Source organism: Bacillus amyloliquefaciens DSM 7 = ATCC 23350 (assembly GCF_000196735.1).
Taxonomy (GTDB): Bacteria; Bacillota; Bacilli; order Bacillales; family Bacillaceae; genus Bacillus; species Bacillus amyloliquefaciens.
This window is the reverse complement of record NC_014551.1, coordinates 1,092,710-1,113,410: the sequence shown is the minus strand read 5'-3', so window position 1 is coordinate 1,113,410 and position 20,701 is coordinate 1,092,710. Positions and strand designations below refer to the sequence as shown.

The following is a 20,701-nucleotide window of genomic DNA, read 5'->3' as shown; positions in this document are numbered from 1 at the left end:
TACGCATATGCAATTTAATTTGGATGATTAGGAGTGTTTAAAGGAATGAAGAAAATCGCGATAGCAACTATTACGGCAACGAGCGTCCTCGCTCTCAGCGCATGCAGCAGCGGCGACAACGACGTGATTGCCAAGACGGATGCCGGCAATGTGACAAAAGGCGAGCTCTACACGAACATGAAAAAAACCGCGGGCGCAAGTGTGCTGACACAGCTCGTACAAGAAAAAGTATTAGCCAAAAAATACAAAGTATCGGATAAAGAAATTGATAACAAGCTGAAAGAGTACAAAACTCAGCTCGGCGACCAGTACAGCGCCCTTAAACAGCAGTACGGCGAAGATTACCTGAAAGATCAGGTGAAATACGAACTGCTTGCCCAAAAAGCGGCGAAAGACAACATCAAAGTCACTGACTCCGACACGAAAGAATATTACGACGGCTTAAAAGGTAAAATCCGTGCGAGCCACATCCTTGTCGCTGATAAAAAGACAGCTGACGAAGTGGAGAAAAAGCTGAAAAAAGGCGAGAAGTTTGAAACGCTTGCGAAAGAATACTCAACTGACAGCTCAAAAGACAACGGCGGCGACCTTGGCTGGTTCGATAAAAAATCAATGGATGAGACATTCAGCAAAGCTGCATTCGGCTTGAAAGTCGGACAAGTCAGCGATCCGGTCAAAACAAAATTCGGTTATCATATCATCAAAAAGACGGAAGAACGCGGCAAATATGATGACATGAAAAAAGAACTGAAAGAAGAAGTTCTTAAACAGAAGCTAAACGACAACTCAGCTGTACAGGCAGCGATTCAAAAAGTCATGAAGAAAGCTGACGTAAAAGTTGAAGACAAAGACTTAAAAGACACGTTTAACACTTCAGCTTCAACATCTTCTGAATCTAAATAAAAAAACTGTGCGGGCTCTCGGCGAGCCGCACAGTTTTTTTATGCGATGGAATGATTGGAGTTCTCTTCTGCATCCCCGTTTTCATTTTCGGGCGCCGCCATACGGCGCTCGCGTTCCTGCTCCATCCGTTCAATATACACTCTTCCTTCTTTTTCAATAAACGACTGGTCAAGCTTTTCCTCTTCTTTAGCTGTCGTGAAAAGCTTATAAGCGCTGAAAATAATCCCGATAATGCAGAGGTATACCCACCAAGGAAAAAATAGCACGTTGTTTTCCTCCCTTTTTCACCCAGAGTCTTTATTCTAAGCTATGCTTGATAAAGACAAGTTATGAGAGCTGAACGTAAAAAAGACCGATCGCAGAGGATCGGCCTTTTTTATCTTATTGATGGAAAGTCGGTTTGTAGAAAGAGCGGTTTTCAAGCGCAAATACACGCTCTGTGTACTCGCCCGGTTTCACCCGTTCCAGTGCTCTGTCCATCATGATCATTTTTGCATCCAGATTGTCAATGTAGTGCAGAATTTCCGCTTCTTTCACCATCGGCGGTTTCGGGCTTCCCCACTCCGCTTTTCCGTGATGGCTTAAAATCAAATGCTTCAGAATCAGCACTTCTTCAGCATCAATCTGAAGCTCTTCGGCTGCTTTTGAAAGCTCTGTCACCATGATTGAAATGTGTCCGAGCAGATTCCCTTCCACGGTGTACGTCGTGGAGACAGGGCCTGAAAGCTCTTTTACTTTGCCGAGATCATGCAAAATGACTCCCGCATACAGCAAATCCCGGTCAAGTGACGGATACAGATCGGCAATCGCTTTTGCCAAGTTCAGCATGGACACGACGTGATACGCGAGCCCTGAGACGAACTCATGGTGGTTTTTAGCCGCCGCCGGGTAATCCATAAAATCAGCGGCATATTTTTTGATCAAATGTCTTGTGATCCGCTGGATGTTTGGATTTTTCATTTCAAAAATATATTGCGTGACGGTCTCCATCATTTCATCTTTTGGAATCGGCGCCGTTTCCAGAAAATCATCAATGCTGACATTTTCATTCTCGGCGGCCGGCCGGATATTTCTCAGTTTAAGCTGGTTTCGACCGCGATAATGATGGACATCTCCGATTACCTTCACGATCGTCTGCGCCGCGTACGTGACTTCATCAGTCGGCTTGGCATCCCACAGCTTCGCTTCGATATCCCCGGATTGGTCCTGCAGCATTAATGTCAGAAACGGTTTTCCGTTGCTAGCGATTCCTTTAGTCGAAGATTTAATCAGAAAGTATTGATCGACCTGCTCGCCGACCTCGTGCAGCATAATACCTTTTGCCATTCTATTAAAAGCTCCCTCCATATCTTACATAATACCAGTATAGCACATACCTCTTTTTTGAAAATAAACTCTTTTATGACAGGAGCCGCATGACTTGCCCGCTGTGAAATGACCGGCTGACATGCTCATGGCAGGTGAAATAAAGAATCTGACGGCCGCCTTCTGAAAGCTGATTCAGCACATCAAACAGCCGCTGCAGCCGCTCCCTGTCAAAATGAACAAAACTGTCATCAAGTAAAAACGGAAGTGATACCGCAGATTCCCGTTCTGATGCAAGGGCAAAACGGATCGCCGCATAAAGCTGCTCGCATGCCGCCTGTGACAGCTCGCTTGCAGAAAAAACCGTGCCGTCTTTCTGCATGACCATAATGGAGTCATCAGCTTCAGAGAAATACAATTTCTGATAGCGTCCGTCCGTAAGCGGTCCGTACAATGCACCTGCGGTTTCCAACAGACGGGGAAGCGTGACTTTTTTATGCCGCTCCATTTTTTCTCTGATGATGTGTCTGACCGTCTGCAATGCGGCCCACTCTTTAGCTGTTTTTTTAACGCGTTCTTTCTGCATTTCTGTCTGCTGTTTTAAATCGGATACCAGCCCCGAGGACTCCAGCTGTTCTTGTTTCACCGTTAATAAAGCGATCTGCTCACGGAGATGGGCGATTTTTTCCTCAAGTGTTTCTTTCTCTTGTTCTTTCTGAACGGCTGTATGTTCAAGTTCGGGCACTGTGCGGCTCATGTACGGCTCCAGCTGTTTGCCGCCCTTGCCGGATAAGTGCGTTTTGATTTCGCACAGCTTCCTCTCTGTTTCCCGGCGGCTTTCATTCAGCCTGCCAAGTTCACAAAAGTGTTCACGGTTTTTTGCCCCTGCCTCTGTAAAAAGCTGTTTGACCTGCTGTTCGTAGTAATGAACTTCTTCGTTTAATTCACGGATTTGCTCTTGGGTATGCAGCAGGTCTGTTTCGAGCGCCTGTTTTCGTTTTGCATCTTCACGGGCCCGTTCTGCCTGCTGCAGCAAAAAGTGCAGCCTTTCTTTTACGGACAGCTCCCGGCCGTCTGAAGGACTCAGCTTTTTGACCCGTTCCTCAAATGCTCGTTGCAGTTTTTGCAGCCGCCCCGCTTCAATGGTCAGCTCATGCTTGGTAAGGATTTCTTTTTTGACATCTTTCATCACATGATATGCGTCGAGGAGATGGGACGGGCTGCCCGAAAACCCCAGTTCCTTCATAAAATGTTCCGTCTTTTTTTCAGAGGGCGCCATTTCGGCCTCCCATTCTTCATATTGGCGGATGACTCTTTCATATGCCGCTTCTTTCTGTTCAAGCACCGCTTGATCCGCAATCAGCTGCTGCCGATGCTGGCCGTCACGCCATAGCTCTTCCTGCAGAAGATCAGCCTCTTCTTTTGAGATCAGGGGCTTCTGCTTTTTGTGACCGGGCCGGCTTCTTTCAGACGGCAGCGCCTTTTGCATGCCAGTCAGCACGTACAGCATCAGAGCGCCGGTAAAAAGGGCGGCGGGCAGCCATTCCTTTAACATAACGAAAATCGCAATGAACAGAATGCCCGTACCGAGAAAGAGCTTTTTTTGTTTGGCGCGCTGTTTTTCCAGCTGCCGGAGATGAGCCTGCCATTCGTTTCCTTCAGTATCAGCCGTTTGTTTATATGCTTGTAAGGCGGCTTCTTTTTCTTTTCTGACAGCGGGTTCCAAGACGTTTTCTGCCGTCACGGCATGTTTTCGTTCAGCGTCTTCCAGCTCCAGCCGCGCTTGTTCAAATAGAGAGTCGAGCTGTGTTTTTCTTTCTCTGGCCTGTCCGGCGCTCTGAACGGCTTCTTGCAGCTGCCATTCATATTCATAATCGGTGTTCAGCGAAAGAATGTCGTCTTCCTCATGTCTGCCGAGCTGCTGTAATCCTGAAGAAACACGGGCTGATGTCTGCCGGATCTGTGATTGGATGGCGGCAAGCTGTTCGCCGCGTGATTCGTACATATGCTGCTCGCCGGAAAGCTCCTGCAGCTGCCGCTCTTTTTGTAACATGTCCTCATTTGGAGAGAGCAGATCAGCCTGCCGTTTGATTTCAGCCGCTTTTGCCCGAAGCCCCTCAAGCCGGGCCGCTTTCGGATGGAGATGCGATTCGTATTTTTCCAGCTGATGCATTCCGTCCTTCGGGAATTGCTCCGCTGCTTCCGGGTAAGAAGAAAGTTCGCTTTCCAGCGCTGTTTTTTTGTCCGCAAGCGGCTTTGCTTCTATCGCCGCTTTTACTGTTTTGATTTCTTCAGTTATATCTTTCAATTGCGCTTTGGCATCCTGCAAACGGCCGCCGGCGCTTTTTTTCTCTTCCAGGAGGCTGTGATAGCCCGCTTCCGCAGTTTCCGCCTGTTTGAGCTTGGCGCTGAGCCGCTTTAATGTATCCAATTCCTGATTTAAGCGGGGGTTCCGCCCGTTCGGCTTATACATTCTTTCAAGTTCTTTCGCCAGTCTGCCGTCAAGCTTCGCCGCCGCTTCAGACCCGAATAAGCTGGAAAACAGGAGAAACTCCCCGATTTTGTCTCGGTTAAAGGCTTGAATCTCCTGCAGTCCGAATACATCAAACGAATAGATCGCTTCGTACAGCGCACGATCTGTATCGGAAAGCAGCTGTTTGAGCCATTTTCCGTCCTTAATTTCGCCTGAAGCCGTGTACACTCTGACTTTTTCGGCAGCCCCTTTTGTCCGTTCGATTTTGACAGCACCGTAATCGTCATGATTCAGTTCCACAACGCCGCCGTAAACCCCGCCGGTTTTCGGTTCGTATTTTTTTGATTTCGGAAAACCGAACAGGACGCTTTTGATAAAGGACATCAATGTCGTTTTGCCCGCTTCATTTAATCCGTAGATGACTTGTACGGGGGAATCCGACAGCTGAAAGCTTCGATTGGAAAATTTTCCATACTGGTAAATATAGAGCGCCGTTATTTTCATCGCTGAAGCTCCTTCAGCTGTCGCTTTAAAACGGCTTGGGCCTGCCGCTTAATGTCCAGCACCTCTGCATCTGTAAATGAAGTCATCTGCCGCCGATATACGGGATGACGCTCGAGCGCTTCAAACCCACCACTCATGTCCGCGCATTGTTCTATGTCCTGAAGCAGCCCTTTAAAAAACGGATCGGGCGGGACGGTGTCTGTTTCATCCGTCCGATCCTCAATCGCAAGCGGCCAGACGAAACATTCCTCTTCGGCCTCTTCCTCCTGTAAAGCGGAAAGGAGCTCCTCTGCGATCCCTGCGGGCGCCTCCGTCCAAAAGCGGGGCGCCGCACCGCGGAGCACCAGCCTGATACATGCCGGGCGGCCCGCCGCACGCAAGCCTGAGAACGAATCCGTGGCGGCTTTCATAAGTGAGGTCATATGTTCAGCTCCGGAAATATCAAGGTCAATTTCCTCCCATAACACATCGTGCGCTTCTTTGAATTCCCAAGACATCTCACCGTTTGCCGCCCGGACGAGATAATATCCCTTAGGGCCGGTTTCTTTTAGATGGCGGGCTTGAATATTTCCGGGGTAAATGGCGGCGGGATGCTGAGCGGAAAGAACCTGCCGTTTATGAATGTGTCCGAGCGCCCAGTAATCCATGCCGCTCTTTTCAAGGTCTTCTTTCGTAAACGGGCAGTACGGATCATGTCCTTCCGCTCCTGATAACGTGCCGTGGAGCATGCCGATATGATAAGGCGCGCCGGTCATTTTCCGGTACCGGGCGGCCTGATTGGCCGTTACGCTTCTTTCCTGATAGCTGCATCCGTATATGCTTGCCGCAAGCTCTCCGTTTTTAAAGAAAGATTTTTCCTCCGGTGTATCCGAGGTGAATATATGTACATTTTCAGGCCATTCAATCGGTGTCCACTCACCGCCCAAATGATCATGGTTGCCGAATATGACGAACACTTGGATATCCGCTTCCTGCAATCTGGTAAACTGTTTTCTCAAAAACAGCTGGGCTTTTAAACTTCTGTTGGCTTCGTCAAACAGATCCCCCGAAAGCAGCACGAAATCGACCCGCTCCCCGAGCGCCCCGTCCGTAAGACGGCGGACGCTGTGAAATGTGCTTTCTTTAATACGCGCATATACCGGTTCAGGCAGATGCGAAATGCCGTAAAACGGGCTGTCCAGATGCAGGTCAGCGGCATGAATAAACGTCAGATCAGCCATCTCGCCCTCCCCTTTCTGTAGATTGAATTACCCTTTATTTTAGCATCGTTTTCATGCGAATGCACGTTCTGGATCATAAAAAAACAGCCCGGCTGTCTCGGGCTGTTTGGACTTATTTTTTGGAGATGCGCAGCGCTTGTTTGATCGCTTTGAATCCGCCGGCGTTTCCGTAAATCAAAACGCCGCCTTTGTAAATTTTCGCGCCGACCGTTGCAAAGATCACGATTGTGACCAGAGTCAGGGCGATTCCGGCCGCCGCCTGCCAAAACGGGATATCGAGCATCCCGACGCGTAAAAACATAATCATCGGCGTGAAAAACGGAATGTAAGATGTAACGGTAATAAAGCCCGCATCAGGATTGCCGAGGCCGAACATGGCGATCATAAAACCTGCCACGATTAAAAAAACCATTGGCTGAATCGTCTGCTGCACATCCTCTATCCGGCTGACAACACTGCCGAGAAACGCGGCAAGCGTCGCGTAAAGAAAATAGCCGAGCAGATAGAAAATGACGGCATAGACAATCGTCGAGACGGGAACATCCGTAAAATTGAGAAATGCACTGATCGGCGACGACTCATCATTTTGAGGGTTCAGCTTCAGTGAGAGAAAACCCGCCGCAAGCAGCACCGCAAACTGTGTGATCCCGACAAGCGCGATACCGAACAGTTTGGCAAACATCTGCTGAATCGGCGGCATGCTTGAAATTAAAATTTCCATGACCCGTGACGATTTTTCCGTCGCAACTTCCATCGCAATCATGCTTGCGTACATGATGACTGAAAAGTAGATGACAAACAGCATGATGTATACAAGCCCCATCACCTGACCGAGCTCTTCCTCAGATTTCGCCCCTTTTTCCAGCGCGTCTTTGCTGACTTCAGGCGGAGTGTAGAGGCTGCTGACTTTTTCTGCCGAAATGCCGAGCTTGGCGGTTTCAACAGCGGTCTTTGTCTGTGTTAAAGCCTGCTTGAGAAGTTTATACGCTGATTCATCAGAAATGGTCAGCGCCTTGTAGGCTCCTGTTATCGTTCCTTTTTGATCTTGTCTGATGATAAAAAGCCCGTCCCATTCACCATCTTTGACACGCTTTACGGCATCTTTTTCGGACTCCTTCGTCTGCATCGCCTGCAAATCATTGTCTGTATCCGCCGCTTTAAGCTGTTTTGCAAATGCCGGGTACAGCCCGCCCGTTTCATCAATCACCGCGATTTGCTGCTTGCCGTCATCCGATTGGAACACTGAAATGATCGATTGCAGGTTGGTCACCGCTAAAACTAATAAAACGGTAATGGCGGTCGAAATAATGAATGACTTTGTCGTAATTTTGTTTTTATATGTATGAAACAGCATAATCCAAAATTTATTCATAAACGGCCCCCACCTTTTCTATAAAAATATCATGCAGTGACGGCTCTTCCAATTCAAACTTCCGTATAAAACCTTTCCCTTGCAGCGCCTGAAAAATATCCTGAGACACCGGTTCATTCGCGACCTGCAGCCTGATCCCGTCATTTGTTTCCTTCCATTTCACGACACCTTCATGCGTTTTTAAAAAGCTGAGATCGTCATCTGAATGAACGGTGATATTTTTTTTGCCGAAAGACCGCTTAATGTCTTTCAGATTGCCTTGAACGACAGGTTTTCCCTTTTGGAGAATGCATAGATTCTCGCAAAGCTCTTCCACATGCTCCATTCGGTGGCTAGAAAAAACGATGGAAACGCCGCTGTTTTTTAAAGAAATAACGGCTTCTTTCAGCAGCTCGACATTCACCGGATCAAGGCCGCTGAAAGGTTCATCGAGAATCAGCAGCTCAGGCTTATGCAGGACAGCGGAAATGAACTGGATTTTCTGCTGGTTTCCTTTTGACAGCTCTTCGACTTTCTTATTCTTGTAATCTGTAATGCCGAACCGCTCAAGCCATGTGATGAGCTCTTTTTCCGCATCTTTTTTTCTCATTCCTTTTAATCTCGCAAGATAGACAAGCTGGTCACTCACTCTCACTTTCGGGTACAGCCCCCGCTCTTCCGGGAGATAGCCGATTTTTTCGCTGATAGAATAATTGACCGGCTGCCCTTTCCATCTGATATTTCCGTCAGTCAGGCTTAAAAGACCCAAAATCATCCGAAAGGTCGTCGTTTTTCCCGCGCCGTTTGCGCCGAGCAGCCCGAACATCTCCCTTTCAGGTATTTGCAGGTTCAAATTATCAACAGCGGTAAAGCTGCCGAATGTTTTCGTCACGTGTTCAATTGTAAGCACGAATCCAACTCCTTCCGCTACCCATTATATACTAATAATGGGTAAAAATTAATGGAGGATTTTAAATTCTTTATCAGAATATCATTCTATAAAGGAGGTGACGTTATGGGACAATTTGTATTGACCGCATTCCACGCATCGGGGGAAACACTGCTGAATGAACGGATCGAAGCAGAAAATGAGGCGGAGGCGAAAGCCGCCGGAGAGGCTTTATTAAAAGAAAAAAAGCTTGAGAACAATACTCATCGCTTGGTGAATGAAGCCGGAAAGCTGATTTTATTTCACAGATAACAGAAGCTTTCCGGCTTCTGTTTTTTACCGGTTAAACTGCGGCGTCCGCTTTTCTAAAAAGGCGCGGATGCCCTCTTTATGATCATCCGTTTTTCTCATATTTTCCTGGGCCTTTCGTTCAAGAGACAAAACATCTTTTAACCGGCTGATATGGAGGCTTTGATAGATAGCCTTCGTTTCAATCATTGCTGACAGCGGCGCATGTAGCAATCGGTCGATATACGGTTTTGCCCCCGCCGCAGGGTCACCGCTGAACAGCCCGTCGGCAAGCTTGAGCCGCACCGCTTTTTCAGCCGGCAATTTTTCACCACTCCAAATCAGCTTTTTCGCTTCGATCTCACCGACGCGTCTCATTAATAAGTAATGGCCTCCTCCGTCGGGAACCAGCCCGATGCCGATGAAATTCATCGCGAGGCGGGCGTTTTCTTCTGCGAGCACCACATCGGCGCACAGCGCAAAACTCAGCCCGAGCCCCGCCGCGGCCCCGTGGATGGCGGCTATCACAATTTTTTTCATATCATAGAGGGTCAGTGTAATGGATTCGATCATTTTCATGAGCCGTTCATATTCTCCTGAATCATGTTCCGACGTCATCATCTGAATATCACCGCCTGCGGAAAATCCCCTGCCTTCCCCCCTCAAAAGGACGATAAGCGCCTCACTGTCAGCTGCCATGACGCATGCATTCTCTAATTCCCGCAGCATTTGTTCATTCAGCGCATTGTAACTGTCAGGCCGGTTCAACACTATCTCTGCGATCTTTCCCTTTTCTTCATATCGAATATACTGCATGTTTACATCCCCCTTGTATCCGCTTACATTTTTTGTTCAAATAATATATTCCTTCCGCCGAAGCGAAACTCCTTTATTTTTCAAGGTCAACAGATACCGAAAAATGCATATCATTTGAAACTGAAAATACATTTTTATATAGTGAAATTGACACACAAGACACAAAGGGGGGAACGCCGATAATGAAATATGTGATACTCAGCTTTTTACTGAGCTTTTTTATGGTGCTGTTTCCCCCTTCGGATGTCGCCCTTCCTTCCCAATTGGTGACAGAAACAGACAGCCACGTTCAAATTTCGGTTTACCCGCAGGAGACGGACTCGGCAAAAACGCCGGCTCATACCAAAACCGCTCCGTACGGCCTGTCTAAAGGATACGACGTATTATCCCGGATGGTCACCCTGTTGTCTGTCAAACCTCTTGATCAATTTATTGATTCCACACTGGAAAGGACGTGCGCCATTCCGATACAATACCAGTCAAATTACCTCCGGCATCAGACAATCTCTCAATGCCAGTCTGTATTTACGGTTTAAAAACAGTATATTCCGGAGGGATTTTTTATGAATATTAAAGAAAACGATCTGCCCGGCATCGGAAAAAAATTCGAAATCGAAACGAGAAACCATGAAAAAATGACGATCATTATTCATGATGACGGCAGGCGGGAAATTTACAGATTTGATGACCGAGACCCCGATGAGCTTCTGGCAAGCATTTCACTTGATGATGCAGAAGCAAGGCAGATTGCCGCGATTATCGGCGGGATGGTGTACAAACCGCAGGCGCTTGAATCAATTGAAATGGCGTTCAGCGATCTGATCATCGAATGGTTCAAAGTTGAAAAAGGAGCAAAAGCGGCCGGGCGGACGCTCGGCGAACTGGATGTGCGCCAGAACTATGATGTGACGGTGATCGCCATCATTAAGCATAACCAGAAAAAGTTTTTAAACCCTGGCGCTGATTCGCTCCTTGAAGCAAACGATACACTCGTTCTCTCAGGCGAAAGAAAGCATCTGAAGAAACTGATCCAAGACTTCCTCACCAGAGACGGAGTGTGATCTGTTTATGGACCATCTCGTATTTGAAGTCGGTACGGCGCTAGTTCTTGTGGCCATTGCGAGTGTCATCGCCAATAAAATTAAATTTTCCATCATTCCCTTCCTGATCATTTTAGGGATGCTTGTCGGGCCGCACGCCCCCCAAGCGGGCATCATTGACCTGACGTTTATCGAAAGCCGGGAAGTTATTGAATTTTTTGGACGGATGGGCGTCCTGTTCCTCCTCTTTTACCTCGGACTTGAATTCTCGGTCGGAAAATTAGTGAAATCCGGTCGCTCCATCGCCGCCGGGGGAACGATTTATATTCTGATTAATTTCAGTTTAGGACTGATATACGGCTTTATCACGGGCTTTTCCTTTTTGGAAGTGCTTGTATTGGCCGGTGTTATCACGATATCATCAAGCGCCATTGTCGCAAAGGTGCTTGTCGACTTAAAACGCACGGCCAATCCGGAAACGGAGCTGATTCTCGGCATCATTATGTTTGAGGATATCTTTCTGGCGGTTTACTTATCCGTCGTTTCCGGACTTGTACTTGGAGACGCGACGTCTGTCGGGGGCGCGCTGCTGTCAATCGTGATCGCTTTCGGATACATGCTGCTGTTTTTCATTGCCGCGAGAAAATTGCCGCCTCTTCTGAACAAACTGCTGGATATCCGTTCAAACGAGGTATTTGTCATTGTCATTTTCGCCGCGCTCTTTTTCATCGCCGGCTTTTCCGAAACAATTCATGTCGCTGAAGCGATCGGCGCGCTCTTGCTCGGGCTCGTGTTTTCGGAGACAGCCCATTCTGACAGGATTGAACACCTTGTCGTGCCGTTCCGTGACTTTTTCGGAGCCATGTTTTTCTTCAGTTTCGGTCTGAGCATTGACCCGTTTTCACTGGGAGATGCGGTATGGCTTGCCCTCGGCGCCGTTCTGCTGACGATTGCCGGAAACTTTATCGCCGGCATGATTGCCGGGCGCCGGGCGGGGCTTTCTCATAAAGCATCGTCTAACATCGGGCTGACCATTGTCTCCCGCGGCGAATTCTCCATTATCGTTGCAAATCTCGGCATCGCCGGCGGCCTGTCCGCCTCACTCAAGCCGTTCGCCGCCTTATATGTGTTGATACTGGCCATTCTCGGCCCTTTGCTCACGAAAGAATCGAAGCGGATATATCTCCTGTTGAACAGTGTTTTCAAATGGAAAAAGCCTGAAAAGAAGCTGCAGAAATCATAAAAAAACTGACCTCTTTCTAAGGGGTCAGTTTTTTCGCGCGGGAAGAAATTGCTGAAAAGCTGTTTTTTTGTTAATGGAGAAATGCTCTCTTCCCAGAATCGTATTGATGATTTTTTGGTTTCTGTAAACAGACAGCTTCAAATTCGTAGCGCCCGTTCCGTGGGCATGATCAAGATTCGTTAACGTGAAAAAATGATGCCGCCTATCGTCCTTAAACACAAGACGGGAATCTGCCGTCACTTTAAACCGTTTCTCATCCTCCCATTCGATATCGGGAGAAATTGCCGTAAACCATTCCGGAATATGAGGTTTAAAGCCGGTCGCCAAAATTACTTTTTCTGAATCGGCCGTAAAGCTTTCATCCATCTGCCATTGATGAAAGCTCAGTACACAGCGCCCGTTTTGCTTTTCAATTTTTTCAAGCTCCGCCATCGGCTGAATATATACATCAGGCGAACCTCCGCTGATCGACCTGTGATACAGGGCGTCATAAATGGCGGCAAGTGTGTCAGAATCAATGCCGTGACGCAGTCCGTCCAGCTCCGGCAGTGTGTTCAGCCGTTCTTGAAAAGGCAGGCGGTTAAAATATTCCACATAATCGGGTGTAAACATTTCCTGCCCGAGCTTGGCGGTTTCTAATTCTCGAAATCCGGCGGAACGTGTCACCCATTGCAGCCGGCAGCGGCGGTATTGTTCATCTTGCAATAAATCAGAAAAAATCTCCGCTGCGCTCTGTCCGGAACCGACTACTGTGATTGATTCGGCGCCGGCGAGCTCATCTTTCCGAAACAAATATTCCGTGCTGACCATCGTGTCCTGACGCGCTTCGTCATCAATCTCTGCGGGAATAAGCGGCTCAGAACCCGTTCCCATAACGAAATGCTTCGTTTGATAGACACTGATGCTGCCGTCCTCGATGTTCTTAACGCTGACGTCATAATGCCCGCCGGCATTTTTCACGTCAATCACCTCTGAGCCGAAACGGCATGATTTGATTTCTGAAGCTGCCCAGCTTAAATAGTCATTAAACTCACGTCTTGGAATATCAAATTCATTAAACGTGTAAAACCGGTACAGCCGGTCATGCTCATGGAGAAAATTTAAAAACGTGTAGCGGCTTTTCGGATCAGCGAGCGTGACAAGATCCGCCAGAAACGCCACCTGTAAATCCGTTCCTTTAATTAACAGGCCCGGATGCCACGCAAATTCTTTCTTTTTATCGAAAAAAAGAGCGCTTGTTTCGGGTATATCCTCTAACAATGCGGCAAGGCCTAAATTAAACGGCCCGATTCCCGCTCCTATGACATCATACATATTGTACACCTCTTGCAAATAGCAGTCTGAATGGTCTTTTCCCGTTTTGACTGACGGATAAACATAAAAAAACGGCACGCTGATTCCGTGCCGTTTTTTTATTATAATGCAGATTTGACAAACATCTCATCTAAGTATTTTATTTTCTCTTCTGTATAATGCTCGAATCGGTCATTATATGATTTCGGGTCTTTCGGATTGGCGAAGTGCGTGATTTTTCCGGTTTCCGGATGAATGAATTTGCTTGCCGCGCCGCAGCCGATACCGATAATCGTCTGCACCTCTTCCATAATCATAATGTTGTAGATGCTTTCCTGACCCGGGAAGGAGTAGCCGACATTTTCAAGGTTCCCGAGAATATTTTTCTGCCGGTACAAGTAGTACGGCGTATAGCCGTGCTCTTTTGTCCAGCGCACGGCGTCATCCATCATCCGGGACACTTCCTGCCTGTCGGCAACCTTATACTTATGCTTGTTTCTCGTCATTTCTGACGCCCGTTTAAAAGAAAGCGTATGAACGGTCAAAGATTCAGGCATCAGCTTTTCCGTTTCATCAAGACTGTGCCTGAACTCTGCCGTCCCTTCTCCCGGCAGGCCGATAATCAAGTCCATGTTGATGTTATTCATGCCGTGTTTGCGGGAAAGATGGTATTTTTCGATGGTTTCTTCAACTGTATGGTGTCTGCCGATGGCCTTAAGCGTTTCGTTTTCATAAGATTGCGGATTGATGCTGATTCTGTCAATCTTATACTTATTTAAAACGGCAAGCTTTTCCTCCGTAATCGTGTCGGGTCGTCCCGCTTCAACGGTAATCTCCCTGATATTCTCTACATTCGGGAAAGAACGGACCATTTCTTCATATAAAAGGTCCATTTCCTCAGCCGTAATGCTTGTCGGCGTACCGCCGCCGAAATAAATGGTCGTCACTTTGATATCATGCTGTTTCAGCCATTCTCCGATTTTCTGCATTTCATAGTGAAGCCCCCATAAAAAGGAGCCGACTCTGCCTGCCTGTCCTTGGATGGCGTAAGCCGGAAACGTGCAGTAGGCGCATTTCGTCGGGCAGAACGGGATGCCGATATATATGCTGACTTCATCTTTGACCCGGTACAGATCGGGAACCGCGGCGAGCTGGCGGTCGACAATCTCCTGCATCAGATTGATTTTTTCATCATGTATCAGATAATCTTTTTTCAGATCGGCGTGCGCTTCTTCTTTTGTCAGGCCGCTTTGCAGCTTTTTATGAAGGAGTTTAGTAGGCCTGATGCCGGTTAAGATTCCCCATTTTTGTGTCATGCCCGTATGTGATTGGAGAAGATTTAAGTATACGTACGACAGCGTATTTTTCACCTGTTTAAATACTTCTTTTTCGCTCCAGCCGGCAAGAAGCGGTTTCGTGTGATGCTCCTTTTCGCCGGTTCCTTTGATTTCTCCCGATACTGACACGCTGTCTGCATCTTGAGAAATGGCAAGTGAAATGACGAGATCAGAAGGTTCCTCCGTTTCGCCGTACGCAAGAACACACTCTTCAAAAAATAAATTCGCGATATTCTGCAGCGGACGATGCAGCCTGTCATCCGTTATGCCGTCTATTTTTATTTGCAATGTGATCACCTTATTTTTCAGATTCAAAACTTTCTTTAGTGTACAGAAAGAACAGGCTAAAATCAATCCGCGAAAAAGCCGCAGACGGCGTTTCGTGTCTGCGGCTCTTCATTATGACCGTTTCATGTGGAACTTATCGAGAAAGCCTTTGCGGTGCTGCATGCGGAAGTATTCCTTAATCATATAGGCGACTCCCTGTTCATCATTTGACCTTGTCACCCAGTCCGCTTTTCTTTTTAATTCATTGGAGGAGTTCCCCATCGCGACACCGAGGCCGGCCAGCTCAATCATTGGCAGATCATCTTCCTGATGGCCGATGGCGACAACCTCTTCCATTGAAAGCCCAAGTTCAGCGGCGACCATCGAAAGTCCGCTTTCTTTTGACACCCCTTTAGGCACGATGTTCAGTTTTTCCTCATTGACGCGGATCACGTCCACGGCCGGGAATGCTTTCCCTATCGTATCCGTTATGTCAGCCTGCAATCCGTTTTCAGCATGCACCTCAATGACGGGCGCCGAAACCGGCTCATCAAGAAGCAGATCACTTAATGATTCGACAAACTGCACCGGGTAAAAAATCGGGTCAGACGGATGAATGATCGTTTTCCCAACCAGATTGGAGTTCACTTTCTTCTTGTTTCCGATCGAATATTTTTCGTGAAGAAGCCGGATATTGCATTGATAGCTTTCAAGCACCTGAACAATATTAAACGTATGATCTTCTGATATTTTCTTTACAAAAAACGGCTCATCTATTTTTTCGGAAATGTAGGCGCCGCTGTGGGTAACCAATTTTGCATTCAGCTTTAATATTTTCGCTACTTTTTGAGCGGAGCGAAAGTGGCGGTTTGTGACCAGTGTGACGTAAATTCCCTTTTTCTTGACGTATTCGATGGCATCCTTTGTCGTCTGATGCAGTTTGCCGTTGGAGCGAAGAAGCGCTCCGTCTATATTTAACGCCAGCATTTGTTTTGACACAGAGAAGTCCCCCTCCTTGATGACTGTACTTGTCATTAGGATATGACCCTGTCTCTTTGTTTAGAACAACCTTTTCCGAGCAGCAAAAAAGCCTGCCGTCAGCAGACTTTGAACTGTCGTTTTATTGGGATACGATCGATTTGCTGCCTTCTCCCCAATGTGTACTTCTATTTAAGAAATCTATCAGGAACCCCTTATTTGACCGTTGATGCGCTCGTTTCACTTACTCTCTGTTGCTACCCCTTAACATATCAGGCAGTATCGGCGACCGTATCCTTGGATCATCCTGTAAGTGTAGGCGCTTTCAAGGTTATTATCACACTTTTATTGTCAAAAGACAAGGGTTTTTTTAACTAAAAAAACCAGAAGAAATATCTATGCTGAATGTACGATAAAGCTCAAAAGGAACAGAAACCGCCATCACAAAGCCTTCAGCAAGCAGCATTCCTTGATTTTCAGTTGAATAAAAAAACCCCTCCATATCCGGGATGGAGGGGTCTGGAGCTTATTGCGGGTTTCCGTAAAGCTCTTCAAGAGGTTTCATGATAATTTTGTTTAACTCGCCGATCAGCATGCTAATGCGCTGTTCCGCTTCCATCAGCTGAGAAATCAAATCATGCTGCTGTACGAGAGCAACCGTTTTTTGCGCCTGCTCTACCTCTTCCTGAGTGATTTCTTCACCTGACATCTGTTTTTGCTGCAGCTGCAGCTGTACGTTGCGGAAATTATCAAACATGCGTTTTGCGGATTCATCTGCGTTTACCTGATCATAAAGCCCTCTCAGACGGCTGTATTCATCACTGTTTCGCAAAGCTTTTTCAAGATCATAAGCCGCATCATAAAAATTAACTGCCATAGTAACCGCTCCTTTCTTCCTTACAGACATACCACTCCACTATAACAGACTGCGGAGCGACTTTCATCCTCGGCGGGTGTTTCCCTTAGAAAAGAATGACAAACAAAGCCTGAATTGCTCCAATAACTCCGCCGAGCAGACCGCCTAAATACGTAATCATCTTAAATTCTCTCTTGGAAATCGACAGCACCATTTCCTCCAGCCGTTCAACCGGAAACTGATCGACCTGCTCTTTGACCACTTCCTCAAGCCGCAGGCGTTTCAGCACATCCTCCAAGTGAGCGGCAATACCGCCGAGCGCTGCATCAAGCAGCTTCGGCGCATACGTTCCCGTAATCTCTCTTTCATAACGGGAGATGATCTCACCGAGCCGGCTTTCAAAAAAGGGTGCGGTTTGAAGTGCGGCCAGACCCCGTTTTTTCAGGCTGAACAGCAGATCTTTCGCATTCCACTTTTCATCGGCCTCATAAAGTGTATAGGATTTGAGCTTGCCCCATTCTTGAGAAAGCAGATCAGCCAGAAGCTTTTTCGTTTCCTCATTGCGCAAAAACTTTAACAGCTCAGGCAGCACGCGTTCCGCCAGACTTGAATTGCCGAGGAACATCTGCACCATGCTGCCGAGCATCCCCCTGGCATTCAAAAAGTCGTCAATCATATTGCCGAGTCTGTCTTTTCCTTCTTCACTTTCAAAATAGTCAATGCTCCGCTTCAGGATATAATCAGCGGCCAGCGGGACTTTTTCATCCAGCTTTTTCTGCAGCTCATCAGGGAGCCAGTCTTTTATGGCGCGATGCTCATATTTCGCGTACAGTTCCGAAAGCTTTTCATCTGTAAAACGGTCAATCCATGCATCTGTTTTTTCCTGCGGATTCCGGATGCCTGCAGCGGCCAAGGCTTCCTGCACCGTCATCTCGGACGCGGCCATTTTTTGCGTGAATTGTTCGGCGAATCCAAGCGCCTGGTTTTTAACGGTATCTGACAAAAGCCGCTTTTTTATGCCTTCCGGAGTTAACAGGTGGTTCGTCACCATGAGCCCCATCTGTTTTGCCAATTCGTCCCGTCTTTTCGGGATCAGACCCGGAGTAAACGGAATCCGTTTCCCGAAGAGGTAATACGGGCGGTACGGACGAAATAACATCTGAATGGCAAGATGATTCGTCACCGCGCCGATCGCGGCTCCGATCACAATCATAAATAGAAACGTTCCTGCTATGCCCATTCCTTTTCTTCTGCCTCCATCTTATGTTCTTTTTTTCTAGATGATATATCTATTCGTATTATAGAGGCTGGCGTGAATGCGGGCAAATGAAGAACCTGAATTGTTGTTTGTCAGGAATAAGGCAAGATGCTGTTTCGTACTCTTTACAGTAGATCATCTTTTTATGCTGCGCTTGGCATGTTTATTGGATGGAAGGGCCGTTCCATCAGCGGCTTTTTGAATAAAGGGGGAGTAACAACATGACAACACTCGGTTTTATGTCCGTATCCCGCCGGCACGAAGAAGACTTCGCCGGTGAATTGGCTGAAAGGGCGCCAGAGTATAATGTGCGCTTTGCCCGCTTTACACCGTTTGATATCTCTCCGGATTCTTTACGAGTGAAAGCGCTCGTGTATCATCCGAAAAGCGGAAAATGGAACGAAACAGAAATTGATATTCCTGAATATATTTACGATCGCTGTTTTTACGGAAAATCCGCCGAGGCTCAAAAAGCCAAACCGATCGTCGAATGGCTGAAAAAATATCCGAAAACGGAATTTATCGGCCGCGGGCTTCCTGATAAATGGACGGTCACGAATGCGCTCCAGCAGCATCATCTGATCAGTCCCTATATTCCTGAAACGGCCGAAGTCAGCCGCTATGAAGAGGTGCAATCATACTTAGCGAAGGAAAAAGCATGTATACTTAAGCCCGCTTTCGGCGCGGGAGGAAGAGGCATCATCCTCCTTAAAACAGGCAAAAAATCAATTTCAGCCACTTACTATATCGGAAAAAATAAACAAACAAAAACGTTTTCAAACCACGTATCTTTTAAGTCGTGGTGCAAAAAAGTGCTGCAGCACCGCTATTTGCTTCAAGCCTACTTAAATATTCAGGATAAAGAACAGCACCCGTGCGACATCCGCATTTTCATGCGCAAAAATGAGTCAGGAGCTTGGGAAACGGTCGGAAAAGCGGTCAGAAGGGGTTATCAGAACGGTCTTTTATCTCATTTGCCGGGAAGATCCGAACCGATTAAATTTGACACGTGGTTTGAAGACATTCCGAAAAAGCAGCAGGCTGTATTATTGGATGATGTCTTTTCGATCACCCAGTCCGTCCCTTATTTCCTTGATGAGCAGTTCGGCCCGCTGTTTGAGCTGGGTCTCGATATTTGTTATGCCAAAGACGGGCGCATCTGGCTTTTGGATGTCAATTCAAAGCCCGGACGAAACGCCATTTTAAGCGTGGCTCCCGAGTCGAAAGAGGATTTGTATACCAGTCCGCTGAAACGCTTCAGAGATCTTCAGGCACAGGAAAGCAGGAAAGGAGCACTTCCGCGTGAATCATAAAGGGATGATTGTCGGCATCGATAAAAAAAGCAAAAACACGCTGTATCTCCCTTTTTCCATGAAACGGGAAGGGATGTTATCCGCTGCCTTCGGGACCAAGGTTGTCAAATGCCGTGTGGCCTTTTCTCAATCACTTGAAAAAAGCGCGCTCCTTTCTGAAGATTTGTTTGAGGAGCTGATGATACCGCATAAAAGCCGGGCTGATTTTCTCATTCACGGCCAGACGGTGCACATCGGACCGCTGATCGGCGTTTTCACAGCCGGTTTCACCTCATCAACGTCGCGCCCGTTAAGAGACCGCACATCCTTCTTTTCCAAGCTGCTCTCCCTGCATGAGCAGGCGAACGGATATTGTTTCGTTTTCGGGGCTCATCAGATCAATTGGGAAGAGGGCACCGTCCAAGCGCTGATTTATAAGGACAACAGCTGGAAACGGGCGCACGTCCCGCTTCCGAATGTCGTATATGACAGGCTCCCGAGCCGAAAAACGGAAGAAGTTCCGCTTTTACAGCAGACAAAACAAAGGCTGATGAATGACTATCAGATTCCTTGGTTTAATCCGCAATTCTTTAATAAATGGGACATTCATAAGCTTCTGGAAAAGAACAGCCTCACCGCTTCGCTCCTGCCCAAATCGGTCCTCCATCCGAATGCAGAAGCGATAGAGACGTTATGCGGCACGTTTAACACCGTATATATCAAACCTGCGGACGGCGCTCTCGGAACGGGAATTTACAAGCTGGAAAAAACAGATGCCGGCTTCTCTGTCAAACACACAAATGAGGAAAGAACGGTGTTGACGGCAAACTATTCAGACGCGGCATCCTTCATGAAAGCATTTGAAGAAAACAACGACCCGTCCGCTTTTTTAATTCAGCAAGGGATTGATCTGATCTGTCTGGATGGGCGTCCCGTCGATTTCAGGGTGCATACGAATAAAAATGCCGAGGGAAAATGGACAGTGACGGCCATCGCAGCAAAAATTTCCGGTAAAAACAGCATTACGACACATCTGGCAAACGGCGGTGAAGTCAGAACGTTAGCTGAATTATACGGCGATCCGAAAGAGAGAGTCGGCATGATCCGGAAGCTTTCGAAAGCCGCCTTGGCGGTCAGCCGTGTGTTAAATGAGCATATAGAAGGTTTTATCGGTGAAATCGGCTTTGACCTCGGCGTCGATGACACAGGGAAAGTTTGGATGTTCGAGGCCAATTCCCGCCCCGGACGCAGCATTTTCTCTCATCCGAAGCTGCGATCTGTCGATTACCTGACAAAACGGAGAAATTTTGAATATGCGTCATATTTATCAGAACGGTCCATTACCGCCCCGGAAAAACTTTGGCGGTGAGGCCGTCTTTTTTTCGTTT

The 20,701-nt window shown here is 47.4% G+C and carries 19 protein-coding genes; 7 read left to right on the top strand and 12 right to left on the bottom strand.

The window, feature by feature from the left end; translation table 11 throughout:
* The first annotated feature begins 45 nt into the window (after positions 1 to 45).
* Positions 46 to 903 carry a peptidylprolyl isomerase gene (locus BAMF_RS26075; RefSeq protein WP_013351704.1) on the top strand — a complete coding sequence of 286 codons (858 nt, stop codon included), beginning with the start codon at positions 46 to 48 and terminating at the stop codon, positions 901 to 903.
* Positions 904 to 941: 38 nt separating this feature from the next.
* On the opposite strand, the gene BAMF_RS26070 is transcribed toward BAMF_RS26075, so the two are convergent.
* From BAMF_RS26070 to BAMF_RS26045, 6 genes are all read right to left on the bottom strand, one after another.
* Entirely contained in the window at positions 942 to 1,169 is a 228-nt protein-coding gene (locus BAMF_RS26070) for a sporulation YhaL family protein (protein WP_013351703.1), read from the bottom strand.
* A gap of 115 nt (positions 1,170 to 1,284) precedes the next feature.
* Positions 1,285 to 2,229, bottom strand: a complete 945-nt coding sequence (gene yhaM / locus BAMF_RS26065) for a 3'-5' exoribonuclease YhaM (protein WP_013351702.1) — start codon at positions 2,227 to 2,229, stop codon at positions 1,285 to 1,287.
* Positions 2,230 to 2,302: 73 nt separating this feature from the next.
* A complete protein-coding gene (locus BAMF_RS26060; protein WP_013351701.1) occupies positions 2,303 to 5,185 on the bottom strand; it encodes an ATP-binding protein in 2,883 nt (960 codons plus the stop codon).
* Positions 5,182 to 6,405: a metallophosphoesterase family protein gene (locus BAMF_RS26055; RefSeq protein ID WP_013351700.1), complete on the bottom strand. Its 1,224-nt coding sequence runs from the start codon at positions 6,403 to 6,405 to the stop codon at positions 5,182 to 5,184. Before BAMF_RS26055 ends, BAMF_RS26060 begins: the two co-directional genes overlap by 4 nt.
* A gap of 112 nt (positions 6,406 to 6,517) precedes the next feature.
* On the bottom strand, positions 6,518 to 7,777 hold the full coding sequence (locus BAMF_RS26050) for an ABC transporter permease (RefSeq protein ID WP_013351699.1): 1,260 nt from the start codon (positions 7,775 to 7,777) through the stop codon (positions 6,518 to 6,520).
* Positions 7,770 to 8,666, bottom strand: coding sequence for an ABC transporter ATP-binding protein (locus tag BAMF_RS26045; protein WP_013351698.1), 897 nt, complete (start codon positions 8,664 to 8,666; stop codon positions 7,770 to 7,772). Before BAMF_RS26045 ends, BAMF_RS26050 begins: the two co-directional genes overlap by 8 nt.
* 105 nt (positions 8,667 to 8,771) lie before the next feature.
* Between BAMF_RS26045 and BAMF_RS26040 the strand changes: the two genes are divergently transcribed.
* Positions 8,772 to 8,957 carry a YhzD family protein gene (locus BAMF_RS26040; RefSeq protein WP_014469992.1) on the top strand — a complete coding sequence of 62 codons (186 nt, stop codon included), beginning with the start codon at positions 8,772 to 8,774 and terminating at the stop codon, positions 8,955 to 8,957.
* Between the two features lie 24 nt (positions 8,958 to 8,981).
* On the opposite strand, the gene BAMF_RS26035 is transcribed toward BAMF_RS26040, so the two are convergent.
* Positions 8,982 to 9,749: an enoyl-CoA hydratase gene (locus BAMF_RS26035; RefSeq protein WP_013351696.1), complete on the bottom strand. Its 768-nt coding sequence runs from the start codon at positions 9,747 to 9,749 to the stop codon at positions 8,982 to 8,984.
* A gap of 182 nt (positions 9,750 to 9,931) precedes the next feature.
* On the opposite strand from BAMF_RS26035, the gene BAMF_RS26030 reads away from it, so the two are divergent.
* The 3 genes from BAMF_RS26030 to BAMF_RS26020 are packed head-to-tail and all read left to right on the top strand — an operon-like array spanning position 9,932 to position 12,032.
* Complete coding sequence (locus BAMF_RS26030; RefSeq protein WP_013351695.1) at positions 9,932 to 10,285, top strand: hypothetical protein; 354 nt, start codon at positions 9,932 to 9,934, stop codon at positions 10,283 to 10,285.
* A 27-nt stretch (positions 10,286 to 10,312) separates the two neighbouring features.
* Complete coding sequence (locus BAMF_RS26025; protein WP_013351694.1) at positions 10,313 to 10,810, top strand: cation:proton antiporter regulatory subunit; 498 nt, start codon at positions 10,313 to 10,315, stop codon at positions 10,808 to 10,810.
* Positions 10,811 to 10,817: 7 nt separating this feature from the next.
* Positions 10,818 to 12,032 carry a cation:proton antiporter gene (locus BAMF_RS26020; RefSeq protein ID WP_013351693.1) on the top strand — a complete coding sequence of 405 codons (1,215 nt, stop codon included), beginning with the start codon at positions 10,818 to 10,820 and terminating at the stop codon, positions 12,030 to 12,032.
* Positions 12,033 to 12,056: 24 nt separating this feature from the next.
* On the opposite strand, the gene BAMF_RS26015 is transcribed toward BAMF_RS26020, so the two are convergent.
* The 5 genes from BAMF_RS26015 to BAMF_RS25995 form a co-directional block, all read right to left on the bottom strand.
* Positions 12,057 to 13,346: a lysine N(6)-hydroxylase/L-ornithine N(5)-oxygenase family protein gene (locus tag BAMF_RS26015; RefSeq protein ID WP_013351692.1), complete on the bottom strand. Its 1,290-nt coding sequence runs from the start codon at positions 13,344 to 13,346 to the stop codon at positions 12,057 to 12,059.
* Between the two features lie 101 nt (positions 13,347 to 13,447).
* A complete protein-coding gene (locus BAMF_RS26010; protein ID WP_013351691.1) occupies positions 13,448 to 14,950 on the bottom strand; it encodes a coproporphyrinogen III oxidase in 1,503 nt (500 codons plus the stop codon).
* A 111-nt stretch (positions 14,951 to 15,061) separates the two neighbouring features.
* Positions 15,062 to 15,928: a Cof-type HAD-IIB family hydrolase gene (locus BAMF_RS26005; RefSeq protein ID WP_014469988.1), complete on the bottom strand. Its 867-nt coding sequence runs from the start codon at positions 15,926 to 15,928 to the stop codon at positions 15,062 to 15,064.
* A gap of 505 nt (positions 15,929 to 16,433) precedes the next feature.
* A complete protein-coding gene (locus BAMF_RS26000; RefSeq protein WP_041481637.1) occupies positions 16,434 to 16,784 on the bottom strand; it encodes a YlbF/YmcA family competence regulator in 351 nt (116 codons plus the stop codon).
* Positions 16,785 to 16,869: 85 nt separating this feature from the next.
* Positions 16,870 to 18,003 (bottom strand): DUF445 domain-containing protein, encoded by a 1,134-nt coding sequence (locus tag BAMF_RS25995; RefSeq protein WP_013351688.1) that lies wholly within the window; start codon positions 18,001 to 18,003, stop codon positions 16,870 to 16,872.
* A 239-nt stretch (positions 18,004 to 18,242) separates the two neighbouring features.
* Between BAMF_RS25995 and BAMF_RS25990 the strand changes: the two genes are divergently transcribed.
* Both BAMF_RS25990 and BAMF_RS25985 read left to right on the top strand, forming a co-directional pair.
* The gene (locus BAMF_RS25990) at positions 18,243 to 19,334 is read left to right on the top strand and encodes a YheC/YheD family endospore coat-associated protein (RefSeq protein WP_013351687.1); all 1,092 of its coding nucleotides are present in this window, start codon (positions 18,243 to 18,245) and stop codon (positions 19,332 to 19,334) included.
* Positions 19,324 to 20,682 (top strand): YheC/YheD family endospore coat-associated protein, encoded by a 1,359-nt coding sequence (locus tag BAMF_RS25985; RefSeq protein WP_014469985.1) that lies wholly within the window; start codon positions 19,324 to 19,326, stop codon positions 20,680 to 20,682. The genes BAMF_RS25990 and BAMF_RS25985 overlap by 11 nt, the downstream gene beginning before the upstream one ends.
* Positions 20,683 to 20,701: the final 19 nt, after the last annotated feature.

Excerpts from the sequence above, each read along its gene's own strand:
- BAMF_RS26075 (WP_013351704.1), top strand. The coding sequence starts at position 46 with ATGAAGAAAATCGCGATAGCAACTATTACGGCAACGAGCGTCCTCGCT.
- BAMF_RS26050 (WP_013351699.1), bottom strand. The coding sequence starts at position 7,777 with ATGAATAAATTTTGGATTATGCTGTTTCATACATATAAAAACAAAATT.
- BAMF_RS25995 (WP_013351688.1), bottom strand. The coding sequence starts at position 18,003 with ATGGGCATAGCAGGAACGTTTCTATTTATGATTGTGATCGGAGCCGCG.
- BAMF_RS26000 (WP_041481637.1), bottom strand. The coding sequence starts at position 16,784 with ATGGCAGTTAATTTTTATGATGCGGCTTATGATCTTGAAAAAGCTTTG.
- BAMF_RS26020 (WP_013351693.1), top strand. The coding sequence starts at position 10,818 with ATGGACCATCTCGTATTTGAAGTCGGTACGGCGCTAGTTCTTGTGGCC.
- BAMF_RS26025 (WP_013351694.1), top strand. The coding sequence starts at position 10,313 with ATGAATATTAAAGAAAACGATCTGCCCGGCATCGGAAAAAAATTCGAA.
- BAMF_RS26015 (WP_013351692.1), bottom strand. The coding sequence starts at position 13,346 with ATGTATGATGTCATAGGAGCGGGAATCGGGCCGTTTAATTTAGGCCTT.
- BAMF_RS26040 (WP_014469992.1), top strand. The coding sequence starts at position 8,772 with ATGGGACAATTTGTATTGACCGCATTCCACGCATCGGGGGAAACACTG.
- BAMF_RS25990 (WP_013351687.1), top strand. The coding sequence starts at position 18,243 with ATGACAACACTCGGTTTTATGTCCGTATCCCGCCGGCACGAAGAAGAC.
- BAMF_RS26060 (WP_013351701.1), bottom strand. The coding sequence starts at position 5,185 with ATGAAAATAACGGCGCTCTATATTTACCAGTATGGAAAATTTTCCAAT.
- yhaM (WP_013351702.1), bottom strand. The coding sequence starts at position 2,229 with ATGGCAAAAGGTATTATGCTGCACGAGGTCGGCGAGCAGGTCGATCAA.
- BAMF_RS26055 (WP_013351700.1), bottom strand. The coding sequence starts at position 6,405 with ATGGCTGATCTGACGTTTATTCATGCCGCTGACCTGCATCTGGACAGC.
- BAMF_RS26035 (WP_013351696.1), bottom strand. The coding sequence starts at position 9,749 with ATGCAGTATATTCGATATGAAGAAAAGGGAAAGATCGCAGAGATAGTG.
- BAMF_RS26030 (WP_013351695.1), top strand. The coding sequence starts at position 9,932 with ATGAAATATGTGATACTCAGCTTTTTACTGAGCTTTTTTATGGTGCTG.